The sequence below is a fragment of the Streptomyces zaehneri genome (assembly GCF_032248645.1).
GTDB classification, from domain to species: Bacteria; Actinomycetota; Actinomycetes; order Streptomycetales; family Streptomycetaceae; genus Streptomyces; species Streptomyces coriariae.
Map to the genome: position 1 here is coordinate 88,896 of NZ_JASTTJ010000010.1, position 24,752 is coordinate 113,647.

Annotated in this window: 24 protein-coding genes and 1 pseudogene; 16 read left to right on the plus strand and 9 right to left on the minus strand. The window is 71.1% G+C overall.

Annotated features, from left to right (window positions below):
* Window positions 1–17 precede the first annotated feature (17 nt).
* The 5 genes from argC to QQM72_RS18495 are packed head-to-tail and all read left to right on the plus strand — an operon-like array spanning window position 18 to window position 4,910.
* Window positions 18–1,046: an N-acetyl-gamma-glutamyl-phosphate reductase gene (argC, locus tag QQM72_RS18475; protein ID WP_314221971.1), complete on the plus strand. Its 1,029-nt coding sequence runs from the start codon at window positions 18–20 to the stop codon at window positions 1,044–1,046.
* Window positions 1,043–2,194 (plus strand): bifunctional glutamate N-acetyltransferase/amino-acid acetyltransferase ArgJ, encoded by a 1,152-nt coding sequence (gene argJ / locus QQM72_RS18480; protein ID WP_314221972.1) that lies wholly within the window; start codon window positions 1,043–1,045, stop codon window positions 2,192–2,194. Before argC ends, argJ begins: the two co-directional genes overlap by 4 nt.
* Entirely contained in the window at window positions 2,191–3,150 is a 960-nt protein-coding gene (gene argB / locus QQM72_RS18485) for an acetylglutamate kinase (RefSeq protein ID WP_314221973.1), read from the plus strand. Before argJ ends, argB begins: the two co-directional genes overlap by 4 nt.
* Complete coding sequence (locus tag QQM72_RS18490; RefSeq protein ID WP_314221974.1) at window positions 3,147–4,334, plus strand: acetylornithine transaminase; 1,188 nt, start codon at window positions 3,147–3,149, stop codon at window positions 4,332–4,334. The genes argB and QQM72_RS18490 overlap by 4 nt, the downstream gene beginning before the upstream one ends.
* 30 nt (window positions 4,335–4,364) lie before the next feature.
* The gene (locus tag QQM72_RS18495; protein WP_314221975.1) at window positions 4,365–4,910 is read left to right on the plus strand and encodes an arginine repressor; all 546 of its coding nucleotides are present in this window, start codon (window positions 4,365–4,367) and stop codon (window positions 4,908–4,910) included.
* Between the two features lie 426 nt (window positions 4,911–5,336).
* On the opposite strand, the gene QQM72_RS18500 is transcribed toward QQM72_RS18495, so the two are convergent.
* From QQM72_RS18500 to QQM72_RS18525, 6 genes are all read right to left on the minus strand, one after another.
* A complete protein-coding gene (locus QQM72_RS18500) occupies window positions 5,337–6,137 on the minus strand; it encodes an FAD:protein FMN transferase (protein ID WP_314221976.1) in 801 nt (266 codons plus the stop codon).
* The gene (locus QQM72_RS18505) at window positions 6,130–7,215 is read right to left on the minus strand and encodes an FMN-binding protein (RefSeq protein WP_314221977.1); all 1,086 of its coding nucleotides are present in this window, start codon (window positions 7,213–7,215) and stop codon (window positions 6,130–6,132) included. The genes QQM72_RS18500 and QQM72_RS18505 overlap by 8 nt, the downstream gene beginning before the upstream one ends.
* A gap of 56 nt (window positions 7,216–7,271) precedes the next feature.
* Window positions 7,272–8,654, minus strand: coding sequence for a ferredoxin reductase family protein (locus QQM72_RS18510; RefSeq protein ID WP_314221978.1), 1,383 nt, complete (start codon window positions 8,652–8,654; stop codon window positions 7,272–7,274).
* A 116-nt stretch (window positions 8,655–8,770) separates the two neighbouring features.
* The gene (locus tag QQM72_RS18515; protein WP_314221979.1) at window positions 8,771–9,478 is read right to left on the minus strand and encodes a L,D-transpeptidase family protein; all 708 of its coding nucleotides are present in this window, start codon (window positions 9,476–9,478) and stop codon (window positions 8,771–8,773) included.
* A gap of 108 nt (window positions 9,479–9,586) precedes the next feature.
* Window positions 9,587–10,168 carry a pyridoxamine 5'-phosphate oxidase family protein gene (locus QQM72_RS18520; RefSeq protein WP_314221980.1) on the minus strand — a complete coding sequence of 194 codons (582 nt, stop codon included), beginning with the start codon at window positions 10,166–10,168 and terminating at the stop codon, window positions 9,587–9,589.
* A gap of 124 nt (window positions 10,169–10,292) precedes the next feature.
* Window positions 10,293–11,174: a hypothetical protein gene (locus QQM72_RS18525; RefSeq protein ID WP_314221981.1), complete on the minus strand. Its 882-nt coding sequence runs from the start codon at window positions 11,172–11,174 to the stop codon at window positions 10,293–10,295.
* 211 nt (window positions 11,175–11,385) lie between these two features.
* On the opposite strand from QQM72_RS18525, the gene argH reads away from it, so the two are divergent.
* From argH to QQM72_RS18545, 4 genes and pseudogenes are all read left to right on the plus strand, one after another.
* Entirely contained in the window at window positions 11,386–12,819 is a 1,434-nt protein-coding gene (gene argH / locus QQM72_RS18530) for an argininosuccinate lyase (RefSeq protein ID WP_314221982.1), read from the plus strand.
* Between the two features lie 165 nt (window positions 12,820–12,984).
* Window positions 12,985–13,956: an aldo/keto reductase gene (locus QQM72_RS18535; RefSeq protein ID WP_314221983.1), complete on the plus strand. Its 972-nt coding sequence runs from the start codon at window positions 12,985–12,987 to the stop codon at window positions 13,954–13,956.
* Between the two features lie 124 nt (window positions 13,957–14,080).
* A pseudogene (locus QQM72_RS18540) lies at window positions 14,081–14,617 on the plus strand (TetR/AcrR family transcriptional regulator); the annotation flags it as partial.
* A gap of 116 nt (window positions 14,618–14,733) precedes the next feature.
* Window positions 14,734–16,257: an MFS transporter gene (locus QQM72_RS18545; protein WP_314221984.1), complete on the plus strand. Its 1,524-nt coding sequence runs from the start codon at window positions 14,734–14,736 to the stop codon at window positions 16,255–16,257.
* 252 nt (window positions 16,258–16,509) lie between these two features.
* Here QQM72_RS18545 and QQM72_RS18550 read toward each other — a convergent pair whose 3' ends face one another.
* Complete coding sequence (locus QQM72_RS18550) at window positions 16,510–17,181, minus strand: lysophospholipid acyltransferase family protein (RefSeq protein ID WP_054239454.1); 672 nt, start codon at window positions 17,179–17,181, stop codon at window positions 16,510–16,512.
* Window positions 17,182–17,492: 311 nt separating this feature from the next.
* On the opposite strand from QQM72_RS18550, the gene QQM72_RS18555 reads away from it, so the two are divergent.
* The 3 genes from QQM72_RS18555 (at window position 17,493) to QQM72_RS18565 (ending at window position 19,791) form a co-directional block, all read left to right on the plus strand.
* Complete coding sequence (locus QQM72_RS18555; protein WP_314221985.1) at window positions 17,493–18,674, plus strand: glycerophosphodiester phosphodiesterase; 1,182 nt, start codon at window positions 17,493–17,495, stop codon at window positions 18,672–18,674.
* A 67-nt stretch (window positions 18,675–18,741) separates the two neighbouring features.
* Window positions 18,742–19,248 carry an RNA polymerase sigma factor gene (locus QQM72_RS18560; protein WP_314221986.1) on the plus strand — a complete coding sequence of 169 codons (507 nt, stop codon included), beginning with the start codon at window positions 18,742–18,744 and terminating at the stop codon, window positions 19,246–19,248.
* A 45-nt stretch (window positions 19,249–19,293) separates the two neighbouring features.
* Window positions 19,294–19,791 carry a GNAT family N-acetyltransferase gene (locus tag QQM72_RS18565; RefSeq protein WP_314221987.1) on the plus strand — a complete coding sequence of 166 codons (498 nt, stop codon included), beginning with the start codon at window positions 19,294–19,296 and terminating at the stop codon, window positions 19,789–19,791.
* Here QQM72_RS18565 and QQM72_RS18570 read toward each other — a convergent pair.
* Both QQM72_RS18570 and QQM72_RS18575 read right to left on the minus strand, forming a co-directional pair.
* Window positions 19,781–20,206 (minus strand): hypothetical protein, encoded by a 426-nt coding sequence (locus QQM72_RS18570; RefSeq protein ID WP_314221988.1) that lies wholly within the window; start codon window positions 20,204–20,206, stop codon window positions 19,781–19,783. The two genes, QQM72_RS18565 and QQM72_RS18570, sit on opposite strands and share 11 nt — an antisense overlap.
* A gap of 1 nt (window position 20,207) precedes the next feature.
* Window positions 20,208–20,567 carry a hypothetical protein gene (locus QQM72_RS18575; protein ID WP_314221989.1) on the minus strand — a complete coding sequence of 120 codons (360 nt, stop codon included), beginning with the start codon at window positions 20,565–20,567 and terminating at the stop codon, window positions 20,208–20,210.
* Between the two features lie 617 nt (window positions 20,568–21,184).
* Here QQM72_RS18575 and QQM72_RS18580 point away from each other — a divergent pair.
* From QQM72_RS18580 to QQM72_RS18595, 4 genes are all read left to right on the plus strand, one after another.
* The gene (locus QQM72_RS18580; RefSeq protein WP_314221990.1) at window positions 21,185–22,246 is read left to right on the plus strand and encodes a methionine ABC transporter ATP-binding protein; all 1,062 of its coding nucleotides are present in this window, start codon (window positions 21,185–21,187) and stop codon (window positions 22,244–22,246) included.
* Window positions 22,243–22,977, plus strand: a complete 735-nt coding sequence (locus QQM72_RS18585) for a methionine ABC transporter permease (protein WP_314221991.1) — start codon at window positions 22,243–22,245, stop codon at window positions 22,975–22,977. The genes QQM72_RS18580 and QQM72_RS18585 overlap by 4 nt, the downstream gene beginning before the upstream one ends.
* 76 nt (window positions 22,978–23,053) lie before the next feature.
* Window positions 23,054–23,881, plus strand: a complete 828-nt coding sequence (locus tag QQM72_RS18590) for a MetQ/NlpA family ABC transporter substrate-binding protein (RefSeq protein WP_314221992.1) — start codon at window positions 23,054–23,056, stop codon at window positions 23,879–23,881.
* Window positions 23,882–24,050: 169 nt separating this feature from the next.
* Window positions 24,051–24,689, plus strand: a complete 639-nt coding sequence (locus tag QQM72_RS18595) for a GNAT family N-acetyltransferase (protein ID WP_314221993.1) — start codon at window positions 24,051–24,053, stop codon at window positions 24,687–24,689.
* Window positions 24,690–24,752: the final 63 nt, after the last annotated feature.

Genomic DNA, 24,752 nt, shown 5'->3' on the forward strand with positions numbered 1-24,752 from the left:
ATCCAGGAGGAGGAGTCATGGTGGTACGTGCGGCGGTGGCCGGAGCGAGCGGGTACGCGGGCGGAGAGCTGCTGCGCCTGCTCCTCACGCACCCCGAGGTCGAGATCGGCGCCCTGACCGGCAATTCCAACGCGGGCCAGCGGCTGGGCGCGCTCCAGCCGCACCTGCTGCCGCTGGCCGACCGCGTCCTCCAGGAGACCACCCCCGAGGTCCTCGCCGGACACGATGTCGTCTTCCTCGCCCTGCCGCACGGCCAGTCCGCCGCCGTCGCCGAGCAGCTCGGCCCGGAGGTGCTCGTCGTCGACATGGGCGCCGACTTCCGGCTGACGGACGCCGGCGACTGGGAGCGGTTCTACGGTTCCGCGCACGCCGGGACCTGGCCCTACGGCCTCCCCGAACTGCCCGGCGGCCGCGCGGCGCTCACGGGGTCCAGGCGCATCGCGGTCCCGGGCTGCTATCCCACGGCCGTCTCGCTCGCCCTCTTCCCGGCGTACGCGGCGGGCCTCGCCGAGCTGGAGGCCGTGATCGTCGCCGCCTCCGGCACCTCGGGCGCCGGCAAGTCGCCCAAGACGCACCTGCTGGGCTCCGAGGTCATGGGCTCCGTCTCCCCGTACGGCGTCGGCGGCGTCCACCGGCACACACCCGAGATGATCCAGAACCTCAGCGCGGCGGCGGGGGAGCCGGTCTCCGTCTCCTTCACCCCCACCCTCGTGCCGATGTCCCGCGGCATCCTCGCCACGTGCAGCGCCAAGGCGAAGCCCGGCGTCACCGCCGACTCCGTCCGCGCCGCCTACGAGAAGGCCTTCGCCGACGAGCCCTTCGTGTACCTGCTTCCCGAGGGGCAGTGGCCCGCCACGGCGTCCGTCCACGGTTCCAACGCCGTTCAGGTGCAGGTCGCGTACGACCCCGCCGTGGGCCGGATCATCGCCATCAGCGCCATCGACAACCTGACCAAGGGCACCGCGGGCGGCGCCCTCCAGAGCATGAACATCGCCCTCGGGCTCGACGAGACCACCGGGCTTTCCACGATCGGAGTCGCACCGTGAGCGTCACGGCAGCCAAGGGATTCACGGCGGCGGGCATCGCCGCCGGGATCAAGCAGAACGGCAACCCGGACCTGGCCCTCGTGGTCAACAACGGGCCCCGCCGCGCGGCCGCCGGCGTCTTCACCTCCAACCGTGTGAAGGCCGCGCCGGTCCTGTGGTCCGAGCAGGTCCTCAAGAGCGGTCAGGTGTCCGCCGTGATCCTCAACTCCGGCGGCGCCAACGCCTGTACGGGGCCGAAGGGCTTCCAGGACACGCACGCGACCGCCGAGAAGGTCGCCGAGGCGCTGGGTCTGGGCGCGGGTGAGGTCGCCGTCGCCTCCACCGGACTCATCGGCGTCCTGCTCCCGATGGACAAGCTGCTGCCGGGGGTCGAGACCGCCGTCGGTCAGCTCTCCGAACACGGCGGCGAGAAGGCCGCCATCGCCATCAAGACCACCGACACCGTCCACAAGACGTCCGTCGTCACGAAGGACGGCTGGACCGTCGGCGGCATGGCCAAGGGCGCGGGCATGCTCGCCCCCGGCCTCGCCACCATGCTCGTCGTCCTCACCACCGACGCCGACCTCGACGGCGCGACCCTGGACAAGGCGCTGCGCGCCGCCACCAAGGTCACCTTCGACCGCGTCGACTCCGACGGCTGTATGTCGACCAACGACACCGTGCTGCTGCTCGCCTCCGGTGCCTCCGAAGTCGCCCCGGGGTACGAGGACTTCGCCGCCGCCGTACGCACCGTCTGCGACGACCTCGGCCAGCAGCTGATCCGGGACGCCGAGGGCGCCAGCAAGGACATCAAGGTCGAGGTCGTGAACGCGGCGAGCGAGGACGACGCCGTCGAGGTGGGCCGCTCCATCGCCCGCAACAACCTCCTCAAGTGCGCGATCCACGGCGAGGACCCCAACTGGGGCCGGGTGCTCTCCGCGATCGGCACGACCGGGGCCGTCTTCGAGGCCGACCGGCTCAACGTCGCCATCAACGGCGTCTGGGTCTGCAAGAACGGCGGCGTCGGAGAGGACCGCGAGAAGGTGGACATGCGCTACCGCGAGGTGCACATCGTCGCCGACCTCGCCGCCGGCTCCGAGACGGCCACCATCTGGACCAACGACCTCACCGCCGACTACGTCCACGAGAACAGCGCGTATTCGTCATGAGCACCACTCGTAAGCACACCGCCCTGCCCAAGGCCCAGATCCTCATCGAGGCGCTGCCCTGGCTGACCCGGCACAACGGCAGGACGGTCGTCATCAAGTTCGGCGGCAACGCCATGATCGACGAGGACCTGAAGGCCGCCTTCGCCCAGGACGTGGTCTTCCTGCGGCACGCCGGGCTGCATGTCGTCGTCGTGCACGGCGGCGGCCCGCAGATCAGCGCCGCCCTCGACAAGCACGGCATCGTCAGCGAGTTCAAGGCCGGCCTGCGGGTCACCACCGAGGACGCCATGGACGTCGTACGGATGGTGCTCGCCGGACAGGTCCAGCGCGAGCTGGTCGGGCTGCTGAACCAACACGGGCCGCTCGCCGTCGGGTTGACCGGCGAGGACGCCCACACCATCACCGCCACCAAGCACCAGCCCGAGATCGACGGCGAGTTGGTCGACATCGGGCGGGTCGGCGAGATCACCGCGATCGACACGGGCGCCATCGAGGCGCTGCTCGCCGACGGCCGCATCCCGGTCGTCTCGTCGATCGCCCGCTCCCAGGACGACGGACATGTCTACAACGTCAATGCTGATACGGCGGCTGCGGCACTCGCTGCGGCACTTGGCGCCGAAACCCTCATGGTCCTCACGGACGTCGAGGGCCTCTACGAGGACTGGCCGAACAGCGACGAGGTGATCAGCCGCCTCACCGCCTCCCAACTGGAGAAGCTGCTGCCGGAGTTGAGCTCCGGGATGGTCCCGAAGATGGAGGGCTGTCTGCACGCCGTGCGAGGCGGCGTGAACACCGCCCGCGTCATCGACGGGCGGGTCCAGCACTCGATCCTGCTGGAGATCTTCACCGACGAGGGCATCGGCACGATGGTCGTGCCCGACGACGAGCCGCACGCAGAGCCGCAGCCGCACGCAGAGCCGGCCGCGCAGCCGGACGCACAGGGGGAGCCGTCATGAGCAACGAGGAACTGACCGCGCGGTGGAAGAGCGCGCTCATGAACAACTACGGCACCCCGCTGCTGCCCCTCGTGCGCGGCGCGGGCAGCCGGGTCTGGGACGCCGACGGCAAGGAGTACCTCGACTTCGTCGGCGGCATCGCGGTGAACGCGCTCGGTCACGCCCACCCGGCCGTCGTCGAGGCCGTGAGCCGGCAGATCGGCTCCCTCGGCCACATCTCCAACTTCTTCCTGTCCGAGCCGACCGTCACGCTCGCCGAACGGCTGCTCCAGCACTTCGGCCGGGACGGCAGGGTCTTCTTCTGCAACTCGGGCGCCGAGGCCAACGAGGCCGCCTTCAAGATCGGCCGGCTGACCGGGCGGACCCACGTCGTCGCCACCGAGGGCGCCTTCCACGGCCGGACCATGGGCGCGCTCGCGCTCACCGGCCAGCCCGGCAAGCGGGACCCGTTCCTGCCGCTGCCCGGCGAGGTCACCCATGTGCCGTTCGGCGACGCGCAGGCGCTGGCCGCCGCGGTCACCGAGGAGACGGCGCTCGTCGTCCTCGAGCCGATCCAGGGCGAACTGGGTGTCGTGGTGCCGCCCGCCGGCTACCTCAAGGCCGCTCGCGCGATCACCGCGGCGACCGGCGCGCTGCTGGTCCTCGACGAGGTGCAGACCGGCGTCGGCCGGACCGGGCACTGGTTCGAGTACCAGGCCCACGAGGGCGTCCTCCCGGATGTCGTGACGCTGGCCAAGGGCCTCGGCGGCGGACTGCCACTGGGCGCGACGATCGCCTTCGGGCGGGCCGCCGAGCTGCTGCAGCCCGGCCACCACGGCACCACCTTCGGCGGCAACCCCGTCGCCTGCGCCGCCGGACTCGCCGTTCTCGACACCATCGAGAACGAGGGGTTGCTGGAGAACGTCAAGCGGCAGAGCGAGAAGTTGCGGACCGGAATCGAGGGTGCGGGCCACTCGTTGATCGATTATGTCCGGGGAGCGGGCCTGCTCCTGGGTATCGTGCTCACCGAGCCCCGTGCGCCCCAGGTGCGGGCGGCGGCTCAGGAGGCCGGATTCCTGGTGAACGTGCCCGCCCCCGACGTCGTCCGGCTGATGCCGCCGCTGAACCTCGGCGACGACGAGGTGGAGGCGTTCCTCGGGGCGCTGCCAGGAATCCTCGGCGCAGCCGCGGCGAGCGGAGAGTGACGATCCGGAGAACCGGAGAATGAGACGACGATGAGTCAGGCGCAGGAACATGAGCAGCCGGGCGTGGGCGGGTCCGCCGTGCCGCAGACCCGCACCGCGCGTCACCGCCGGATCGTGGACATCCTCAACCGGCAACCGGTGCGGTCGCAGAGCCAGTTGGCGAAGCTGCTGGCCGACGACGGGCTGAGCGTCACCCAGGCGACGCTGTCGCGGGACCTGGACGAGCTCAACGCGGTGAAGATCCGCAACAACGACGGCGACCTGATCTACGCGGTGCCCAGCGAGGGCGGTTTCCGGACCCCCCGGGCGCCGCTGGGGGAGTCGGCGAAGGAAGAGCGGATGCGGCGGCTGTCGCAGGAGCTGCTGATCTCCGCGGAGGCGTCCGCCAACCTCGTGGTGCTGCGCACTCCGCCGGGCGCGGCCCAGTTCCTCGCCTCGGCGATCGACCAGGCCGAGCTGCAGGACATCCTGGGGACGATCGCGGGCGACGACACGCTGCTGCTGATCAGCAGGGAGCCGACAGGCGGACAGGCCCTGGCGGACCATCTGCTGCGACTTGCCCAGAACGGCCACTGAACGGGCACTGAACAGCCACTGGGCTGTCGTTGAGGGGTTCTTGGGGTTTTGGTCGCCGCCTGTGCGTGAGCGGGGGCTGGTCGCGTCGCCGCCACGAGGAGGAGCCGCACATCGACACGGCCCCGGGTTTCTGGGGAAGCGCAGGCGCCGCTGCTCGGGCGCCCTCTTGCCGCGCCGACCGTGTCGCCCACGGTCACTCGTGCCGCCTGCCGCGGCTCGTGCCGCCGACGGTGACCCGTGCCACCCGCGGTCACCATGTGCCGTCCGCGCTCGCCGGTGCCGCCCGCACCCACCCATGTCGCTCGTGCTCGCCCGTGCCCACCGGTGCAGCTCGTGCGCGTGCGCGTCCCCCGTGCCGCCGATGGCCTACCAGGCTGGCGGCGGCACGTCAGCGCGGGGTTGCGCCACCCGCCCTGGCCGGCCGGCTCAGCCGAGCCGGCCGGCCAGGCCCCCCGTGCAGCGCACCTCGTCGCCCGCCGTGATCAGCAGCGCCTCCACGTCCGGCAGGGACTCCAGCCAGCCGAGCGCCTCCCGCGAGCCCATCGCGAACGCGGCCGTCGCCCAGCAGTCCGCCCAGGTCAACCGCGGTGTCACCACCGTCACGGCGACCAGGTCGGTCACCGCGGAGCGGCCCGTTCGCGGATCCACGATATGGGCGCCCCGCTCCGCCGTACCGGAGGTCGCGACGGCCAGTTCGTCCGCTCCCGCCGCCGAGACCACCGCGGCGAGACCACCCGGGCGCAGCGGGTCGGACACCCCGACCCGCCACGGCCGCTCGGGCCCGGGGACGCCGAGCAACTGCACGTCCCCGCCGCCGTTGACACTCACCCCGCTCACACCCGCCGCCGCGACCAGCCGGGCCGCGCGCTCGGCGGCCCAGCCCTTCACGATGCCGGTCGGGTCGAGCCGGCCCTGGTAGCGCATGCTGAACCAGCCGTCGCTCACCCGTTCCGCCTCGGCGCCCAGCTCCAGCACCTCGGCCACTTCCGGATCGCACTCCTCGACGGTCAGCTCACCGCGTACCAGCCGGGACACCTGGCTGTCCTCGAGGTAGGTGCTGAACACCTCGTTCACCCGGTGCAGCGAGGCGATCGCCTCGTCCAGCGCAGCCCGCACCGCCTCGGGCTCCCCGCCGCGGACGTCGAAGGAGAAGACGGTTCCCATGACCTCTTCAGCGTGACGCAGCACGGCGGGGGCCGGCGCCGACTCGGCCACGGTGTCAGCCACCGGCCTGGTCCAGCGCCGACTGCAATGACTTCTTGTAGCCCTCGCTGGTGAAGGTCGCGCCGGAGACGGTGTCGATGTCGGCGCTGCCGGCCGCGACCGCCGCCGCGTTGAGCTTCGGGACGGCCAGCGCGGTCTTCTGGTCGCTGGTGCCGCCCTTGGGGGCCTGGACGGCCTCGGCCTTGGTGATCTTCCCGCCGGCGACCGTGATCCGGACCTGGACGGCGCCGTACTGCGTCTGCGCGACGCTGCCGGTGACGGTCTTGGCCTGCGCGGCCCCCGAAGAGGCCCCCGCGTCGCCGGACCCGGACGACGAACCCGCCTTCGCCTTCGCCTTGTCCAGCGCCGACTGGAGGGACTTCTTGTAGCCCTCGCTCGTGTAGGTCGCGCTGGAGACGGTGTCGATGTCGGCGCTGCCGGCCGCGACCGCCGCCGCGTTGAGCTTCGGGACGGCGAGCTCGGTCTTCTGGTCGCTGGTGCCGCCCTTGGGGGCCTGGACGGCCTCGGCCTTGGTGATCTTCCCGCCGGCGACCGTGATCCGGACCTGGACGGCGCCGTACTGCGTCTGGGCCGCGTCCCCGGTGAAGGTGCCGGACGCCTGCGCGCTGCCGGAGCCCTGGGAAGCCCCGGAGCCGGCGCTCGCGTTCGCCTTGTCGATCGCCGACTGGAGGGACTTCTTGTAGCCCTCGCTGGTGTACGTGGCGCCCGACACCGTGTCGATGTCCGGGCTCTGCTTGGCGACCACATCGGCGTTGAGCTTGGGAACGGCGAGCTCGGTCTTCTGGTCGCTGGTGCCGCCCTTGGGGGCCTGGACGGCCTCGGCCTTGGTGATCTTGTTGTTGACGACGGTGATCCGGACCTGCACAGCCCCGTACTGCGTCTGCGCCGCGTCACCGGTCATCGTCCCCGACACGACCGCCCCGGACCCGCCCTGCGCCGCTTCCTGGGCCGCGGCGCCCGCGCCCGCCGCCTGGGCGGCGCCCGGGTCGGACGACGGCTTCAGCGACAGCAGCAGCACGATCCCGGACACGGTGGCGGCGGTGGCGAGTACGACGCGCCGAAGAGGGTGGCTCTTCCTCATCGCTTCCTGAGCTCCTGATTCCCGTTGGTGGCGAGGTTCCCGTGCGTACGGGTCGCTCACATCTCGAACGACTCGTGGTGGATGCGGCGGGCGGGAACCCCGGCGCCGCGCAGTGCCTCGTACACCCCTTGGGCGAAGCCGTTGGGTCCGCACATGAAGACGTCGTGGCTGTCGATGTCGGGGATCTTCCGCTGGAGGGACTCCGCCGAGATGTCGGGGCGTTCCCCGTCGGGGCTGTTGACGGCGTACATCAGCCGCGCCCCGCGCTCGTCGGCGATCTTCGCCAGCTCGTCCCACAGCGCCAGGTCCTGAGTGCTGTTGGCCCGGTAGAGAAGGGTGATGTCACCGGCCGCTCCCGGCAGCGTCTCGAACAGCGCCCGCATCGGCGTGATGCCGACCCCGCCGGCCACCAGCAGCACCTTGCCGCGGCTGCGCCGGGACGCCGTCATCGCACCGTACGGACCCTCGGCCCACACCTTCGTGCCGGGCCGCAGCTCTCTCAGCGCCGCACTGTGGTCGCCGATCGCCTTGACGGTGATGCGCAGGAGGTCCGGGCGGGGGGCCGCCGACAGCGAGTACGGGTGGGAGCTGAACCGCATCCCCGGCGCCATGAACCGCCACCGGAAGAACTGCCCGGCCTCCGCGCCCATCCGGTGCAGTTTGCGCCCGCCGATCAGCACCGACACGATGCCCGGCGTCTCCTCGATGACCGCCTCGACGCGCATCCGGTGCCGCAGGTTCAGCCGGACCGGGACGATGACGCGGTACCAGACGACCAGCGCGGTGACCGAGCCGTACAGCGCGTACCAGACGGTCTTCGCGGTCGGCTCGATCGCGAAGTCGTTCCCGGTGGTGATCTGGTGCCAGAACGTCAGGAACACGGCCGCGTAGGTCATCAGATGGATGTGGTACCAGGTGTCGTACGGCATCCGGCGGCGCACGGGTCCGATCGACACCAGCCCGATGAGCAGGAACAGACCGGTGCCGATCGCCGCCTTGCCCATGTCCGGCAGCTGGTTGATGGAGTCGATCGTCTGCTGGACGATGTCCCCCAGCGTCTTCCCGGCCTGGAGCGCGTACCCCCACATGATCAGGAACACGTGCGCGAAGACCAGGCAGAGCGTGTACCGGCCGCTCATCGCGTGCCAGCGGGCGACCCGGTCCGAGCCCACCCGCCGCTCCAGCGCGGGCACCCGTGCCATCTGAAGCACCACGAGCGCCATGAGGTACCCGGCGAGCAGCCCGGTGATCCGTCCCGCGTTGAGGATCCTGCTGTTGTCGTCCGCGATGTTCGGCGTGTTGGCCCACCACAGCCACAGCACACCCGCCGCGCCCGCCCATACGGCGAGCAGCAACGGGACGGCCGGGGAGCGGCGCGGGCGGATGCGGCGCATCGTCTGGCGGCGGGCGGCACGGCCGCCGGCGATCGTCGTCGTCACTGTTCCTCCGTGGATACGGACCCTTGGCCCTCAGATACGGGCCACGGCGGCGGAGTGTTCAGCGATCCACGGAGACCGTCACCGGACCCGACGACCGGGGATCGTCGCGAGCCCGCTCAGTACCGGGTGACCGCCGTCCGCCCGTCCGTCGTGCCGATCGCGATGTGCGGTCGCTCCTCCGGTCGGGCCCATGCCAGCAGCCGCCGCATCGCCCCCGTGGGCACCGACACGCAACCGGCCGTCGCCCCGCGCCCGTTGACGTGCAGGAAGATTCCCGCCCCGCGGCCGCGCACCGGTCTGCCGTAGTTGAAACCGATGACCAGCGCGTACGCGTACTGCGTGCGGTAGGTGACCAGGTGCTCGGACTCGGCCGCGCGGCAGTCCGCGGGGCGCGGCTCGGTCCACCGGTTGTAGGCGCCGGACCTGTCGTCCTGGCACCACCAGGAGTCCTGGCGCACCGGGCGGTAGGCGTACGACGTCCCGGGCGGCGCAGGCCGGATGCCGAAGGCGTAGGGGAGGCCGTACAGGCCCGTCGGCGTCGTGTTCGTGCCCTGCCGACGCGAGACGCCCTCGACCAGGCCCTTCGCCCCGAACCGGGCCGGCGTGGACCCGGCCGGCGCCCACCGGCCGTTCCGCAGGTCCCACCAGGTGAGCGTGCCAGAGGTGGCATCGGCCCGCGGGGCCACGGCGGTGATCAGCTGGGCGCCGCCGCCCGTGTCCGCCATTCGCGCGGGCAGCGGCGGGTCGGCCCCGGTGCCCGGAGCGGCGCCGGGCAGACCGAGGGACGCGCAGGCGAGGGCGGTGGCGACGACACGAGGGCGCATGATCAGACGCTAAGGGAGGGTGGCGTCACCGGCAGGCCGGGTGGGCCGACCGTGCGGGGTGCCGGCCCACCAGCGCCGGCCGCTCAGGTCACCGGTACGGGGTGCACGTCACATCGGACTCAGGGGCAACGGCAGTCCGGGCAGTCCGTCCATGCTCGTGGCGATGTACTCCTTCTTCGCGAAGTACGCGCTGAGCGACTCGTCGTCCTCCCGCGCGAACCGCTTGGCGTGCAGTTCGCGGTCCTCGTCGTACGTCATGAAGGGCACCGCGTACCCGCAGGTGTCCCGCACGAGTTCGGCGTGCACGACGATGATCGCGCGCAGCCCGTGCGGGGTGGGGTCCAGGTCCGGGAAGCGGGCGAGGAGCTCCGGGAACCGGGGGTCGTCGCGGAAGACGGGTTCGCCGCGGCCGTGCACCCGCACGATGTTCGGCGGCCCCTGGAAGGCGCACCACATCAGCGTGATCCGGCCGTTCTCCCGCAGGTGCGCGATGGTCTCCGCGTTGGAGCCGGCGAAGTCGAGATAGGCCACGGTGAGTTCGTCCAGAACGGCGAACGAGCCCTTGAGGCCCTTGGGGGAGAGGTTCACCGTGCCGTCGCCGGACAGCGGGGCGGTCGCGGTGAAGAAGAGGGGCTGCTCCTCGATGAAGGTACGGAGCCTGCCGTCGATGCGCTCGTAGGTCTTTCCCATGTCTAACAATTATCCGGGAAAGCCTTTCGCGCGTCTAAGGAAACAGTGAAATGTGTGGGGTGTGAACACGCCACAGCGGCCGCCCCGGCCGGCGCTTCTCGGGGCGGCCACCGTGCCTGTCACGTCACTTGTTCAACGTGCAGGCGGCCAGGGCGTCGAGGCCCTGCGGCTTGGTGCCCTTGCGGCCGATCGAGATGGCGATGCGGTCGATCGTGGAGACCCGCTTGTCCGCCAGCGGGCCGAGGATCGCGTTCTGCACGAAGTTGGCGCCACCCTGGCCGACCGTGTTCTGGAGGCGGGTGTTGGCCTCGTCGATCTGCGTCTGGAGCAGGGCCAGGTTGCGGTCGACCTCGGCCTGCGCGGAGGCGGGGATCGCGGGAAGCTGCGAGGCGACGTCGGGGCAGGTGATGGTGCCCACGCCGGCCGCGTCGGCGCCGGTGTCCTCGCCCGTCTCCGCCGCGCCGCCGTCCGCTCCTTCGGCGGCGGTCTCCTCCGCGCCGGGGGTGGCCTCGGCCTCGTCGCCCGCGGCGGCGTCCTCGCCGGTGTCCGCGACGCCGCCCGCGTCGAGGGCGCACGGCGCGAGCGCGTCGAGGCCCTGCGGCTTGGTGCCCTGGCGGCCGATCGAGATGGCGATGCGGTCGATCGTGGAGACCCGCTTGCCCTCCAGCGGGCCGAGGATCGCGTTCTGCACGAAGTTCGCCCCGCCCTGGCCCACGGTGTCGACCAGTCGCTTGTTGGCCTCCGCGATCTGCGTCTGGAGCAGGGCCAGGTTGCGGTCGACCTCGGCCTGCGCGGAGGCGGGGATCGCGGGAAGCTGGGAGGCCACGTCCGGGCACGAGATGGTGCCGGGGCTGGCGAGCGTCTTGGCGTTGGTCGAGCCGCCGCTCTTGGACGACTCCCCGGCGAGGGCGGAGTTGACGACGACCGCGCCGGACAGTGCCAGAGCGACGGCCGCGCCGATGACCACTACGCGACGCTTGTTGTACTTCGGAAGAGCCCTGGACATGCGGATGCCTCACTTGGGTCAGGAGTGGGTGTACAAACGCGGCGCCGGCGTTCAGTCGTGAGTACGGGTAAGCGGTTGCTGTTGTTCAAACTCCTTTCAAAAACTTCTCGGGATCCGGAACCGGGCGGCTCCCCGGAGCTGAATTGACGAATCATGCAGAGCACTGCATACTCATGCATGACGTTGAGTGCAGTGGTGAGGAGCAACGCAAGTGAGCAGCAACAGCGGTGACGTAAGGCTCTGGGGCGGCCGTTTCGCCGACGGTCCCGCCGAGGCACTGGCGAAGCTGTCCGCCTCCGTCCACTTCGACTGGCGCCTCGCGCCCTACGACATCGCCGGTTCGCGTGCCCACGCGCGCGTGCTGCACAAGGCGGGGCTGCTCACCGAGGACGAGCTGACCCGGATGGTCGAGGGCCTCGACCGGCTCGAGGCGGACGTCGCCGACGGTTCCTTCGTGGGCACCATCGCCGACGAGGACGTGCACACCGCCCTGGAGCGCGGCCTCCTGGAACGCCTCGGCGCCGACCTGGGCGGCAAGCTGCGCGCGGGCCGCTCCCGCAACGACCAGGTCGCCACGCTCTTCCGGATGTACCTGCGCGACCACGCCCGGATCCTCGGCGGCCTGATCGCCGAACTCCAGGACGCCCTGATCGGCCTGGCACAGGCCCACCCGGACGTGGCGATGCCCGGCCGCACCCACCTCCAGCACGCCCAGCCGGTGCTCTTCGCCCACCATGTCCTCGCCCATGTGCAGTCGCTGTCCCGGGACGCGGAACGACTGCGTCAGTGGGACGAACGCACCGCCGTGTCGCCGTACGGCTCCGGCGCCCTGGCGGGTTCCTCCCTCGGCCTGGACCCGGAGGCGGTGGCGGAGGACCTCGGCTTCGAGCGCGGCAGCGTCGGCAACTCCATCGACGGCACGGCGTCCCGCGACTTCGTCGCCGAGTTCGCCTTCATCACCGCGATGATCGGCGTGAACCTCTCCCGGATCTCCGAGGAGATCATCATCTGGAACACGAAGGAGTTCTCCTTCGTGACGCTGCACGACGCGTTCTCCACGGGCTCGTCGATCATGCCGCAGAAGAAGAACCCCGACATCGCGGAGCTGGCGCGCGGCAAGTCGGGCCGCCTGATCGGCAACCTGACCGGTCTCATGGCGACCCTCAAGGCCCTCCCGCTCGCCTACAACCGTGACCTCCAGGAGGACAAGGAGCCGGTCTTCGACTCCTGCGACCAGCTCGAGGTCCTTCTCCCCGCCTTCACCGGCATGGTCGCCACCCTCACCGTCCACCGCGAGCGCATGGAGGAGCTGGCCCCGGCCGGGTTCTCGCTCGCCACCGACATCGCCGAGTGGCTGGTCAAGCAGGGCGTGCCGTTCCGGGTCGCGCACGAGGTCGCCGGCAGTTGCGTCAAGGTCGCCGAGGCGGACGGCAAGGAGCTCGACGGCCTCACCGACGAGCAGTTCGCGAAGATCTCCGCCCACCTCACCCCCGAGGTGCGCTCCGTCCTCAACGTCCCCGGCGCCCTCGCCTCCCGCGACGCCCGCGGCGGTACGGCGCCCAGCGCGGTGGCGATCCAGCTGGCAGAGCTGAAGGCGGACGTGGCGGCCCAGCACGAGTGGGCAACGGCCAAGGGCAAGCGCTGAGGACAGCGCCCTGAGGGGCGCGGGGAACCGCGTGACGAGCCACGCGCGACCCGCGCCCGCCGACGAGCCGCACCTCCCGAGCTCCGCGGCGCCCCGCACTCACCGAAGGTCACGACGGACTACGTTGGTCGCAAGCCGTACCGCAGCCGACCAACGGAGCCCGCGATGCCCTTCGCCCGACTGGCCACAGCGACGACCCCCACCTGCCACCTCGGGCTGGGCCTCGCCGCAGTCGGCCGTCCCGGTTACATCAACCTCGGCCGGGACACCGACCTCGGAGCGGACCGCAGCGTCGAATCGCTGCGCGCCCGCACCCACGAACTCCTCGACGCCGCCTACGCCCAGGGCGTCCGCTACTTCGACGCGGCCCGCTCGTACGGCCGTTCCGAGGAGTTCCTCGCCGACTGGCTGAAGGCCAGGCCCGGCGTGGACGACATCGTGGTGGGCAGCAAGTGGGGCTACACCTACACCGCCGACTGGACCACGGACGCGGAGCGGCACGAGGTCAAGGACCACGGGCTCCCGACGTACGAACGGCAGCGCGCCGAGACGGCGGAACTGCTCGGCGACCGGCTCGACCTCTACCAGATCCACTCGGTGACCCCGGACAGTCCGGCCCTCACCGACAAGGAACTCCACGCGAAGCTGGCCGAGTCCGCCGCGCGGGGTCTCACCGTCGGGTTCTCCACCAGCGGCCCCGACCAGGCCGGCGCCATCCGCGCCGCCCTCGCCGTGACGGTCGACGGCGAGCCCCTCTTCCGTACCGTCCAGTCGACGTACAACGCGCTGGAGACCTCGGCCGGCCCCGCCCTCGCCGAGGCCCATGACGCCGGCCTGACGGTGATCGTGAAGGAGGGCATGGCCAACGGGCGCCTTGCCCAGCCCCATGCGCCGGACGCCCTGAAGGCCGTGGCGGCACAGACGTCGCTCGGCTGCGACGCGGTCGCCCTCGCGCTGATCCTGCGGCAGCCCTGGGCCGGCGTCGTCCTCTCCGGCGCGGCGACCGCCACCCAGCTCGCCTCCAACCTGCACGCGGCGGTCGTGGACCTCGACGACGATCAGGTGGACCGGCTGGCCGGGCTGGCGGAGGAGCCGCGGGCGTACTGGGAGCGGCGCGGCAGCCTGCCCTGGCACTGAGGCGCGGCAGCCTGCCCTGGCACTGAGGCATCCGGACCGACTGACAACAGCGATGAGTACCCCCGGGTGACTCGCACGCGCCCAGAATGAGACAGTGATGTCTCATCTGGGTTAGTCTTGTCTCATGGCTGTCGATCGTGATCAAGTGCTGCGCGGAGCCGCGGCCCTGCTGACCCGCAAATCCACGGCGACGATGGACGAGGTGGCCAAGGCGGCCGGGATCAGCCGGGCCACACTGCACCGTCACTTCGCCGGCCGCGACGCGCTGGTACGGGCCCTGGAGGCCCTCGGCATCGCGGAGTGCGAGACCGCTCTGGACGCGGCGCGGCTGGACGAGGGCCCCGCGCCCGAGGCCGTACGCCGGCTCGTCCGGGAGGTCGAACCGGCCGCCGGCCTGCTCGCCTTCCTCTACACCGAGAACCAGCTCTTCGAGGGCGAGGAACTGAACCAGGGCTGGACCCGGATAGACGACCGGATCTCGGACCTGTTCCGGCGTGGACAACTGAGCGGCGAGTTCCGCATCGACCTCACGCCCGCCTGGCTCACCGAGGCACTGTTCGGCCTGCTGGCCTCCGGCGCCTGGATGGTGCAGAGCGGCAAGGGCGCCCCCAAGGACTTCCAGCACATGATCGTCGAGCTGCTGCTCGGCGGCGCACTCAGGCCGCCCTCGGCACAGAGCCCGCAAACCCGCAGTCCGGACACCCCTGGCCCGGAAACCCACAGCCCCGCTTCACAGAACCCCGCACCACAGAGTTCGGCATCACAGATAGAGGAATCATGACCAGCACCCTGCGGCCGGCGACCACGACCGGGGCGGTGAAGCGTCCGGACCGTTGGCTCGCGCTCTCCGTCCTCGTGCTCGCCGTGCTGCTGGTGGCCGTCGACGCGACCGTCCTCGGTCTCGCGACCCCGTACATCAGCGAGGACCTCGAGCCCTCCGGCACCCAGCTCCTGTGGATCGGCGACGTCTACTCGTTCGTCATCGCCGGTCTGCTCGTCTCGATGGGCAGCCTCGGCGACCGCATCGGCCGTAAGCGGATCCTGCTCATGGGCGCCACCGCGTTCGGCCTGATATCGGTCCTCAACGCCTACGCGACGACCCCGGAGACGATGATCGCGGCCCGGGCACTGCTGGGAGTGGCCGGTGCGACCCTGATGCCCGCCACCCTCGCCCTGATCCGCAACCTCTTCCACGACCCGCGCGAACGCAGCCTCGCGGTCGGCATCTGGGGCGCGACCGCCTCCGCGGGTACCGCGGTCGGCCCCATCGTGGGCGGCTTCCTCCTCGAACACTTCTGGTGGGGCTCGGTCTTCCTCATCAACCTGCCCGTGATGGTCGTTCTGGTCGTCGTCGGCATCAGGACGCTTCCCGAGTCCCGGACCGCGAACCCCGGCCCGTGGGACCTGCCCAGCGTGCTGCTGTCCCTGGTCGGCATGATCGGCATCGTCTACGCCGTCAAGGAGGCCGCCACGCACGGCTTCACCGGGATCTCGCTCGGCACGGGCCTGCTGGGCGCGGCCGCGCTGTACGGCTTCGTCCGCCGCCAGCTGACCCTGCCGGCCCCCCTGCTGGACATGCGTCTGTTCCGCAACCGCGGCTTCAGCGGCGCGGTCCTGGCCGACCTGCTGACCATCCTGGGCCTGTCCGGCCTGGTGTTCTTCCTCTCCCAGTACCTCCAGCTCGTCCAGGGCAGGCGCCCGTTCGAGGCCGGTCTGGCCGAACTGCCCGCCGCCGTCGGCGCGGTGGTGGCCGGCCTGCTCGCGGGCCGGGCGGCCCGCCGTCTCTCGGTACGGGCCGTGGTCTTCGGCGGCCTCGCGGCGATCGGCCTCGCGCTGGCGGCCCTGACGACGATCGGCCGGTCCACCGGCTACCCCGTGCTGGGCGCGGCCCTGCTGCTGGTCGGCGTGGGAGCGGGTTTCTCCTTCACGGTGACCGCCGACGTCATCCTGGGCTCCGTGCCCAAGGACCAGGCGGGAGCGGCGTCCGCGGTGTCCGAGACGGCGTACGAACTCGGCGCGGCCCTCGGCATCGCCGTGCTCGGCTCGATCGTGACGGGCGTGTACAGGGGCTTCGCGGGCCCGGCGGGCACGCCGGAAGCGGCGCACGAATCACTGGGCGGCGCGGTGGAGGCGGCGGGGCACATGTCGCCTGCCGCGGCCGAGGAGATGCTGTCGTCGGCCCGAGAGGCGTTCGTCGACGGCCTGGCCGTGGCGACCGGAGCGGGCGCGGCGGTCCTGCTGGCAACGGCGGTGGCGGCGTGGTTCCTGCTCAGGGGCCAGCACCTGGAGGACGCCGGGTAGCGGTCCAGAGCCAGGCGCGCGGGGAACGGATCCCACAGGTCACCGGAGAAGCCACGCAACCTCCGGAGTACTGGGAGCGGATCCCCACGCGTCACCGCGCAAGCCCCGCAGTCTCAAGGACGCGGCGGGCGGATCCCGCGCCTCACCGGGCAGGTCCCCCAACCCCAGGGGCGCGGGGAACCGCGCGACAAGCCACAGCGCACCCGCACCGGAAAGCGGCCCCCGGCCCCCGCTCCCGCCCCGCCGGAGGCGTTACGCGGCCTTCGCCTTGGTGGCGTACATGTCCACGTACTCCTGCCCCGACAGCCGCATGACCTCGGTCATCACCGAGTCCGTCACGGCCCGCAGAACGTACCGGTCCCGGTCCATCCCGTCGTACCGGGAGAACTCCATCGCCTCGCCGAACCGGACGGTGACCCGCCCCGGCCGGGGCATCCCCGCCCCGCCCGGCTGCAACTTGTCCGTGCCGATCATCGCGAACGGAACGACCGGCGCCCCGGTCATCAGCGTCAGGCGGGCGATACCGGTCCGCCCCCGGTAGAGCCGGCCGTCGGGCGACCGGGTGCCCTCGGGGTAGATGCCGAAGACCTTTCCCTCCTCCAGCACCCGCCGCCCGGTCATCAGCGCCGCCACGCCGCCGCGGCCGCCGTCGCGGTCCACCGGGATCATGCCGACCCCGGTGAAGAACCAGGCCATGAGCCGGCCCTTGAGGCTCTTGCCGGTGACGTACTCGTCCTTGCCGATGAAGAAGACCTGCCGGTCGCACACGAGCGGAAGGATCATCGAGTCGATGAACGTGAGGTGGTTGCCTGCCAGGATGACGGGGCCGTCGCCAGGAATGTGCTCCGCGCCCTCGACCCGGGGGCGGAACATCAGGCGCATGACCGGTCCGAGTACTGCCTTGATGAGCACGAAGCGGGACAACGAGCCCTCCGATGTCAAGGGAAAACGGTATGAGTCTGTGCAGGTGAGGACGATACTCGCGGCGCAGGGGGTGACGCACATCGGGTCACCCAGGTCTTACGCACTGTTGACGTACGTTTACCTGGACGGCGGCATCGTCGCCTCCTTGTCATCTGCCCGGAATGCGGTGAACTACCGCGCGGAACCGGCCGGACGGCCGTACGGCACATGCCATCCCCCGTCACCCGCGTGTTAGGACCGAGGTCTCCCGACGGTCATGTCCACGCCCCTACGATCGGGCCGCACGGACGAGCCGACGGCAGGAGGCCCTCATGGGCACGCAGGGCAAGCAGGAGTCGAACCAGCAGGCGGGCGCGGGCGGCACCGGACGGCGGGCGCTGCTCGGCGCCGCCGTGCTCGGTGCCACCGGAACGGTCCTCGGCCTGTCGGGCCCGGCGAGAGCCGCCGGCTCGTCCCGCTCCGGCCAGGGCCTGAAGAGCCTGCCCGTGCCGACGATCATCGGCCACCGCGGCGCCAGCGGCTACCGGCCGGAGCACACCTTCGGCTCGTACCAGCTGGCCCTCGACCTGGGCGCCGACATCGTCGAGGCGGGCGACCTCGTCCCCACCAGGGACGGCCACCTGGTGTGCCGTCACGAACCGGAGATCGGCGGGACCACGGACGTCGCCGAGCATCCGGAGTTCGCCGGCCGCAAGACCACGAAGGTCCTGGACGGCGTCTCCACGACCGGCTGGTTCACCGAGGACTTCACCCTCGCCGAGCTGAAGACCCTGCGCGCCGTCGAGCGCATCCCGGCCAACCGCCCGCACAACACGCTCTACGACGGCCGCTGGGAGATCCCCACCTTCGAGGAAGTCCTGAAGTGGCAGGACGAGCAGACCCGCAAGCGCGGCAGGCAGGTCTGGATCTACCCCGAGACCAAGCACCCCACCTACTTCCGCAAGCTGGGCCTGGGGCTGGAGGAGCGGGTCGCCAAGCTGCTGCACAAGTACGGCAAGGACCGCAAGAACTCGCCGGTCATCGTGCAGTCCTTCGAGCCGAGCAGCATCCAGCGCCTGAACAAGCTGGTCGACAACCCCCTGGTGGTGCTGCTGTCCGGCGCGACTTCGCGCCCCTGGGACTTCGTCGAGGCGGGCGACCCGCGCACGGTCGCCGATCTGATCACCCGGGCGGGCCTCCGGGAGATCGCGGGCTACGCCCAGGGCATCGGACCGACCCTCGACCTGGTGATCCCGAAGGACGCCGCCGGCAACCTCACCACCCCGACCACTCTGGTGAAGGACGCCCACGCGGTCGGCCTGGTCCTGCACCCGTACACCATGCGCAACGAGAACCCCTTCCTGCCCACCGGCTTCCGCAAGGGCACGGACGCGGATGCCTACGGTGACTCCTTCGGCGCGTTCCGTACCTACTTCGCCACCGGCATCGACGGTGTCTTCACGGACAACCCGGACACCGGGCTGCTGGCCCGCGCGGACTTCGTCAACGGCTGAGTCCTCGTTGGAGTGACAGTCGGCCGCCCGGGCAACCGGCTGCCCGGGCGGCCGCATCGTGTGGCATATGACGCACGACCTGCTCACCACCCTGCGCCCGCTGCTCACCGCGGAGGCCTCCGCCGAGGCCCATGCCACCGGGACCGAACCCGGCGACCTGGAACAGGCGGTCTGGCTCCGCCTGCTGGAGCGCCTCGCCACCGACGGCCCGCCACCCGACCCCCACGGCTGGCTGCGCGGGGCCGTCCGCGCCGAGGTCCGCCGCACCCGCCGTACGACCCGCCGCGAGCAGCCGTACGACAGCGACCCCGCCGACGACCTCGACCGCGGGCCCGAGCAGCTCGCCCTCGCCGCCGCCCGGCACCGCGCCCTGCGCGAGGCGGTGCACCGGTTGCCCGGCCGCTGCTCCCGCCTCCTCCAGGCACTGCTGTCGCCCCGGGACCTCACCTACCGCGAGATCGCGGGGGAGTTGGGTATCTCACAGGGCAGTCTCGGACCGGAACGTTCCAGATGTCTGGGATGTCTGCGGCGTTTGCTGGCGCCGGAGGTTGCGGCCCGCGAAGCGCGGGGATAGGAGTGAAGGACCACAGGCGATCAGGTGAGCGGGAGGCGTGCGCACATGGGCATGAGCGTGACCATCTCGGAGGCGTCCGAGCAGGATGCCGAGCAGATCTTCAGATTGCAGTACCTGTGCTTCCAGAGTGAAGCCGCGCTGTATGCCAACTACCGCATCGCCCCGCTCGTCCAGAGCCTCGACTCGGTCCGGCAGGAACTCGCCGCCGACTGCGTCTTCGTGGCCCGCCTGGGCGACGAGGTGGTCGGCTCCGTACGGGGCACCCTCACCGAGGACGGCGCCGCCGCCATCGGCAAGCTCTGCGTCCACCCGCGCCTCCAGGGCCACGGCATCGGCGCGCGGCTGCTCCGCGCGGCCGAGGCGGCGCTGGCCGAGGAGCGCGGCGCCAAGAAGTTCCGCCTCTTCACCGGCCACCGCAGCGAGGGCAACCTCCGCCTCTACCGCCGGGTCGGCTACGAGACGGTCGGCACCTCGCAGGGCACGGACGGCGTCATGATGATCGTCCTGGAGAAGCAGGCCGGGGAGTACGCGGCTACGGCGTAGGCCGCACGGCGGTACGGGACTTCCGCAGCCAGTACAGGGCGGACAGCGGCAGCAGCACGGGGATGAACACGTACCCCATCCCGTACTTCGACCACACGGTCGAGTCCGGGAAGGCCGACGGATCGACCAGGGTCCAGGTGCCGACGATCAGCACCCCCGCCAGCTCGGCGGCGCAGCACACCTGCGCCGCCCTGCGGGCGGTCTCGCCGCCCCGCACCAGCGAGTACGTGATGAATCCGTACACCACGCCCGCCAGGGCCGAGAGCGCGTAGGCCAGCGGCGCCCGGTCGAACTCGGTCGCGATCTGGTACGCCGACCGCGACACCGCCCCGACCACCATCACGCCGTAGAACCACACCAGCACGATCCCGGGCCCGCTGATGAGCCGCTCCGGCTTGTCGTCCACCGACGTCATCTCAGCCTCCCCAGATGTCGTAGAGCCGCACCTCGAGCACGGCGAGCACCACCGCGCCCGCGGCGGCGGTCACCGAACCCCAGCGGGTGCGCTCGGACAGCGACATGAGCCCCGCCGCCGGAACGCACGCGAACGCCCCGAGCAGGTACGCCACGAAGATCGTCGTACCCTGCTCCGGCTTCTCGCCCCGCGCCAGCTGGACGATCCCGATCACCAGCTGGATCACGGCCAGCAGGGAGACCACGGCCATCCCGATGAGATGCCAGTCCTTCGTCGGCTGGTCACGGTAGGCGGCCCAGCCGCACCAGGCGGCGAGCAGCAACGCGGCGACGCCGGTCACCAGCGTCAGGGCATCAAGCATGCTGTGACCTTATTACGGCGTGTCAGGCGCCCCGCGATCGGCCCCGTGCCCCGGCGTCGGGTCCGGACGGCCGTCCCCGAAGTCCACCTGCCCCGCCGTCCGGAGGTCGTGGCGTTGGCCACAGCTCACCGGTGCCACGGGCTCGACACCGGCCACCTGACGAAGGGCCGGTCCGCCTTGTCGGCGCTGGTCAAGGGCGAGCGGGCGGGGGTGTGCGGGCGTGGCCGGGGCGGACCGGTGCACCGTCCACGGCTGTCCGGCATGTGGACGGCGGGGTCTCGGTCAGGACCGTACGTCTGCTTTACTGATGCTCATGACCACGACGAGCAGCCGCACCCTTGCGACCGAGGCGACCATGACGCCCGGTGCTCGTTGTATGTGTCGAATGTGCGCCTTCTAGAGGGCCCCCGCACCATCCCCCGAGCTCGCGCCCCGAAGCGAGACGCCGTGGCATGTCCGTGCGCCGCAAGTCCGCCGTGCATGACGTAGCCGCGCCCCGCGCACATGTTTCTCCCCGGTTCCCCGCCACAGCGAGAGCCGTGTCGCGTCCCTGACAGCCTGCACCCGTGCGCCCGGGCACACCCACGCCCGCGCACTCGACAGTGACGGAATTCCACGTGATCACCACCACGGGCCTCACGAAGGTCTACCGCTCGCGCGGCCGTGAGGTCACCGCCCTCGACGGCGTCGACCTCCACGTCCGCGAAGGCGAGGTGTACGGCGTCATCGGCCAGTCCGGCGCCGGCAAGTCCTCGCTCATCCGCTGCATCAACCTCCTGGAGCGTCCCACCGCCGGCACGGTCACCGTCGCCGGGCAGGACCTCACCGCGCTCGCCGGGCGCGGACCCCGGGCCGGCAAGGAGCTGCGGCAGGCGCGCAGCCGGATCGGCATGGTCTTCCAGCACTTCAACCTGCTGTCCTCGCGGACCGTGCAGGACAACGTCGAACTGCCCCTGGAGATCCTCGGCGTCTCGGGACAGGAACGTTCCCGCAAGGCGCTGGAGCTGCTCGACCTGGTCGGTCTCGCCGACAAGGCGAAGTCCTTCCCGGCCCAGCTCTCCGGCGGCCAGAAGCAGCGCGTCGGCATCGCCCGCGCCCTCGCCGGCGACCCCAAGGTGCTGCTCTCCGACGAGGCCACCAGCGCGCTCGACCCGGAGACCACCCGCTCCATCCTCCAGCTGCTGCGCGACCTGAACCGGCAGCTCGGCCTGACCGTGCTGCTCATCACGCACGAGATGGACGTGGTGAAGTCGATCTGCGACTCCGCCGCGCTGATGGAGAACGGCCGTGTCGTCGAGTCCGGCACGGTCGGCGAGCTGCTCGCGACCCCCGGCTCCGAGCTGGCCGGCGCGCTCTTCCCGGTCGGCGGCGACGCCACCGGCGAGGACCGCACCGTCGTCGACGTCACCTTCCACGGCGAGGCTGCCACCCGGCCCGTCATCTCCCAGCTGTCGCGCACCTACAACATCGACATCTCGATCCTCGGCGCCGCCATCGACACCGTCGGCGGGCTCCAGGTCGGCCGTATGCGCATCGAACTGCCCGGCCGCTACGAGGACAACGTGGTGCCGATCGGCTTCCTGCGCGAACAGGGCCTCCAGATCGACATCGTCGACCAAGCGGCCCACACGGCCGGCACGGCCCAGGAGTCCGTGCTGCTGAAGGAAGGTGCCAAGTGACCTGGTCCGAGATGCAGCCCCTGCTGTCCCAGGCGTGTTGGGACACCCTCTACATGGTCGGCTGGTCCACGCTCATCGCCGTCGTCGGCGGCCTCCCGCTCGGCGTCCTGCTGGTCCTCACCGACCGGGGCGGCCTGTTGCAGAACCTGGCGGCCAACAAGGTGATCGGGCAGGTCGTGAACATCGCCCGCTCGCTGCCGTTCATCATCCTGATGGTCGCGCTGATGAACTTCACCCGCACGATCACCGGGACGACCATCGGCCGCGAGGCCGCGATCGTGCCGCTCGCCATCGGCGCCATCCCGTTCTTCGCGCGCCTGGTCGAGACGGCCGTCCGCGAAGTGGACGGCGGACTCGTCGAGGCCGTGCAGGCGATGGGCGGCAGCAGCTGGACGATCGTGCGCAAGGTCCTCGTGCCGGAGTCCCTGCCCTCGCTCATCGCGAGCACCACGACCACGATCGTCGCCCTGATCGGCTACTCCGCCATGGCCGGCACGGTCGGCGCCGGCGGCCTCGGCGACATCGCCATCCGCTACGGCTACCAGCGTTTCGAGACCGAGCTGATGTGGATCACGGTGGCGATCCTCGCCGTCGTCATCTCGCTCATCCAGTTCGCCGGCGACTACGCGGCCCGCTCCCTGCACCGCCGCGGCGGCTCGGGCCCCGCGCCGAGGCTCCGGCTCCTGAAGGCCAAGGAGCCGGCCGCCGCGGACATCGGCAAGGTCGCCTGAGCCCGTCCAGGGCCGCCCCCACAGATCCCCCGCACACCCCACGCGGGTCGCTACACCCTCAGGAAAGGCACTTTTCGTGCGTAACACCGCCAAGTTCACCACCGCAGCCCTCGCCGTCGGCGCCCTCACCCTGGGGCTCACCGCCTGCGGCTCGGACAAGGACGCCGCCTCCGACACCAGCGGCCCGCTGACCGTCGCCGCGAGCCCGACCCCGCACGCCGAGATCCTGAACTTCGTCAAGGACAACCTGGCGAAGAAGGCGGGACTCGACCTGGAGGTCAAGGAGTTCACCGACTACGTCACGCCCAACACGGCGACGGAGGACGGCTCGGTCGACGCCAACTACTTCCAGAACCAGCCGTACCTCGACGACTTCAACAAGAAGAACGGCACCCACATCGTGCCCGTCGTCACGGTCCACCTGGAGCCGCTCGGCCTCTACTCCCACAAGGCCAAGAGCGCCGACGCCCTGAAGAGCGGCGCGACGGTCGCGGTTCCCAACGACAGCGTCAACGAGGCCCGCGCCCTGAAGCTGCTCGCCGCGAACAAGCTCATCACCCTCAAGGCCGGTGTGGGCAACGACGCGACCCCCGCCGACATCACCGAGAACCCCAGGAAGCTCAAGTTCAAGGAGCTGGAGGCGGCCCAGACCCCACGCTCCCTGGACGACGTGGACGCCGCCGTCATCAACGGCAACTACGCCATCGAGGCCGACCTGAAGCCCGCCTCGGACGCCCTCGTCCTGGAGTCCGCCACGGACAACCCGTACGGCAACTTCCTCGCCGTCAAGGACGGCAACGAGGACGACCCGCGGGTGAAGAAGCTCGCCAAGCTCCTCACCTCCGCAGAGGTCAAGAAGTTCATCGAGGACAAGTACGCCGGCTCCGTCATCGCCTCGTTCTGATCACCTCGACCGGCCGGGGTACCGGCACTTGCGCCCGGGGTCCGCACCGTCACCTGGTGCGGACCCCGTGCTGGGGTTCCGGGCTCACATGCTGCATGCTGGGCAGTTCAGCGGACCCTGACGGGTCGGCAGGTCACACCCCGAGGTTTCGAAGGTTACGGAGCGGCGCATGACGAGCACCTTCCCCACCATCTCCATCAGCACGGAGCGGTTGGTGCTGCGTCCCCTCGACGAGGACGACGTGCCGGCCCTGGCCGACATGATGAACGACGAGCAGGTCGCGGCCTGGACGGCCGTGCCCCAGCCCTACGACGAGGCGGCCGCCCGCCGCTGGATCACCGAGTACGCGCCCACCGAACGCACCGAGGGCCGCGGCCTCGACCTCGCCGTCACCGAGTTCCTCACCCAGCGCCTGGTCGGCGTCATCCAGCTCGCCAAGACCAACTGGCACGTCCGCTCCACCGAGCTGTCGTACATCATCGCGCCGTGGGCGCGCGGCGAGGGCTACGCCTCCGAGGCGGCGCTGGCCACCGCCCAGTGGCTGGTCCGCGACCAGAAGCTCGAGCGCATCGAGCTGCGCACGGCCGCCGACAACACCGCCTCCCAGCAGGTCGCGCAGAAGATCGGCTGTATCAGCGAGGGCGTGCTGCGCGGCGCCTGCATAGCGCGCGCCCGGGCCGAGGACGGCAGGTGGAACGAGGTGCGCACCGACTACATCGTGTGGAGCCTCCTCCCGGAGGACCTGGAGGGCCCCGGGGAGCACTTCGCGGAGAGCGGCGGTTTCACGTCGTACACCGACTGGAACTGACCTTCGCGCCGGTGCCGGCGCCATTGCCGTGACCCACCGACCAGGTACCCTCACGGAGCCCGC

Coding starts and splice junctions, on each gene's coding strand:
- argC (WP_314221971.1), top strand. CDS start 18: ATGGTGGTACGTGCGGCGGTGGCCGGAGCGAGCGGGTACGCGGGCGGA.
- argB (WP_314221973.1), top strand. CDS start 2,191: ATGAGCACCACTCGTAAGCACACCGCCCTGCCCAAGGCCCAGATCCTC.
- QQM72_RS18490 (WP_314221974.1), top strand. CDS start 3,147: ATGAGCAACGAGGAACTGACCGCGCGGTGGAAGAGCGCGCTCATGAAC.
- QQM72_RS18495 (WP_314221975.1), top strand. CDS start 4,365: ATGAGTCAGGCGCAGGAACATGAGCAGCCGGGCGTGGGCGGGTCCGCC.
- QQM72_RS18505 (WP_314221977.1), bottom strand. CDS start 7,215: ATGAGGAAGAGCCACCCTCTTCGGCGCGTCGTACTCGCCACCGCCGCC.
- QQM72_RS18515 (WP_314221979.1), bottom strand. CDS start 9,478: ATGCGCCCTCGTGTCGTCGCCACCGCCCTCGCCTGCGCGTCCCTCGGT.
- QQM72_RS18520 (WP_314221980.1), bottom strand. CDS start 10,168: ATGGGAAAGACCTACGAGCGCATCGACGGCAGGCTCCGTACCTTCATC.
- QQM72_RS18525 (WP_314221981.1), bottom strand. CDS start 11,174: ATGTCCAGGGCTCTTCCGAAGTACAACAAGCGTCGCGTAGTGGTCATC.
- QQM72_RS18535 (WP_314221983.1), top strand. CDS start 12,985: ATGCCCTTCGCCCGACTGGCCACAGCGACGACCCCCACCTGCCACCTC.
- QQM72_RS18545 (WP_314221984.1), top strand. CDS start 14,734: ATGACCAGCACCCTGCGGCCGGCGACCACGACCGGGGCGGTGAAGCGT.
- QQM72_RS18555 (WP_314221985.1), top strand. CDS start 17,493: ATGGGCACGCAGGGCAAGCAGGAGTCGAACCAGCAGGCGGGCGCGGGC.
- QQM72_RS18560 (WP_314221986.1), top strand. CDS start 18,742: ATGACGCACGACCTGCTCACCACCCTGCGCCCGCTGCTCACCGCGGAG.
- QQM72_RS18565 (WP_314221987.1), top strand. CDS start 19,294: ATGGGCATGAGCGTGACCATCTCGGAGGCGTCCGAGCAGGATGCCGAG.
- QQM72_RS18570 (WP_314221988.1), bottom strand. CDS start 20,206: ATGACGTCGGTGGACGACAAGCCGGAGCGGCTCATCAGCGGGCCCGGG.
- QQM72_RS18575 (WP_314221989.1), bottom strand. CDS start 20,567: ATGCTTGATGCCCTGACGCTGGTGACCGGCGTCGCCGCGTTGCTGCTC.
- QQM72_RS18595 (WP_314221993.1), top strand. CDS start 24,051: ATGACGAGCACCTTCCCCACCATCTCCATCAGCACGGAGCGGTTGGTG.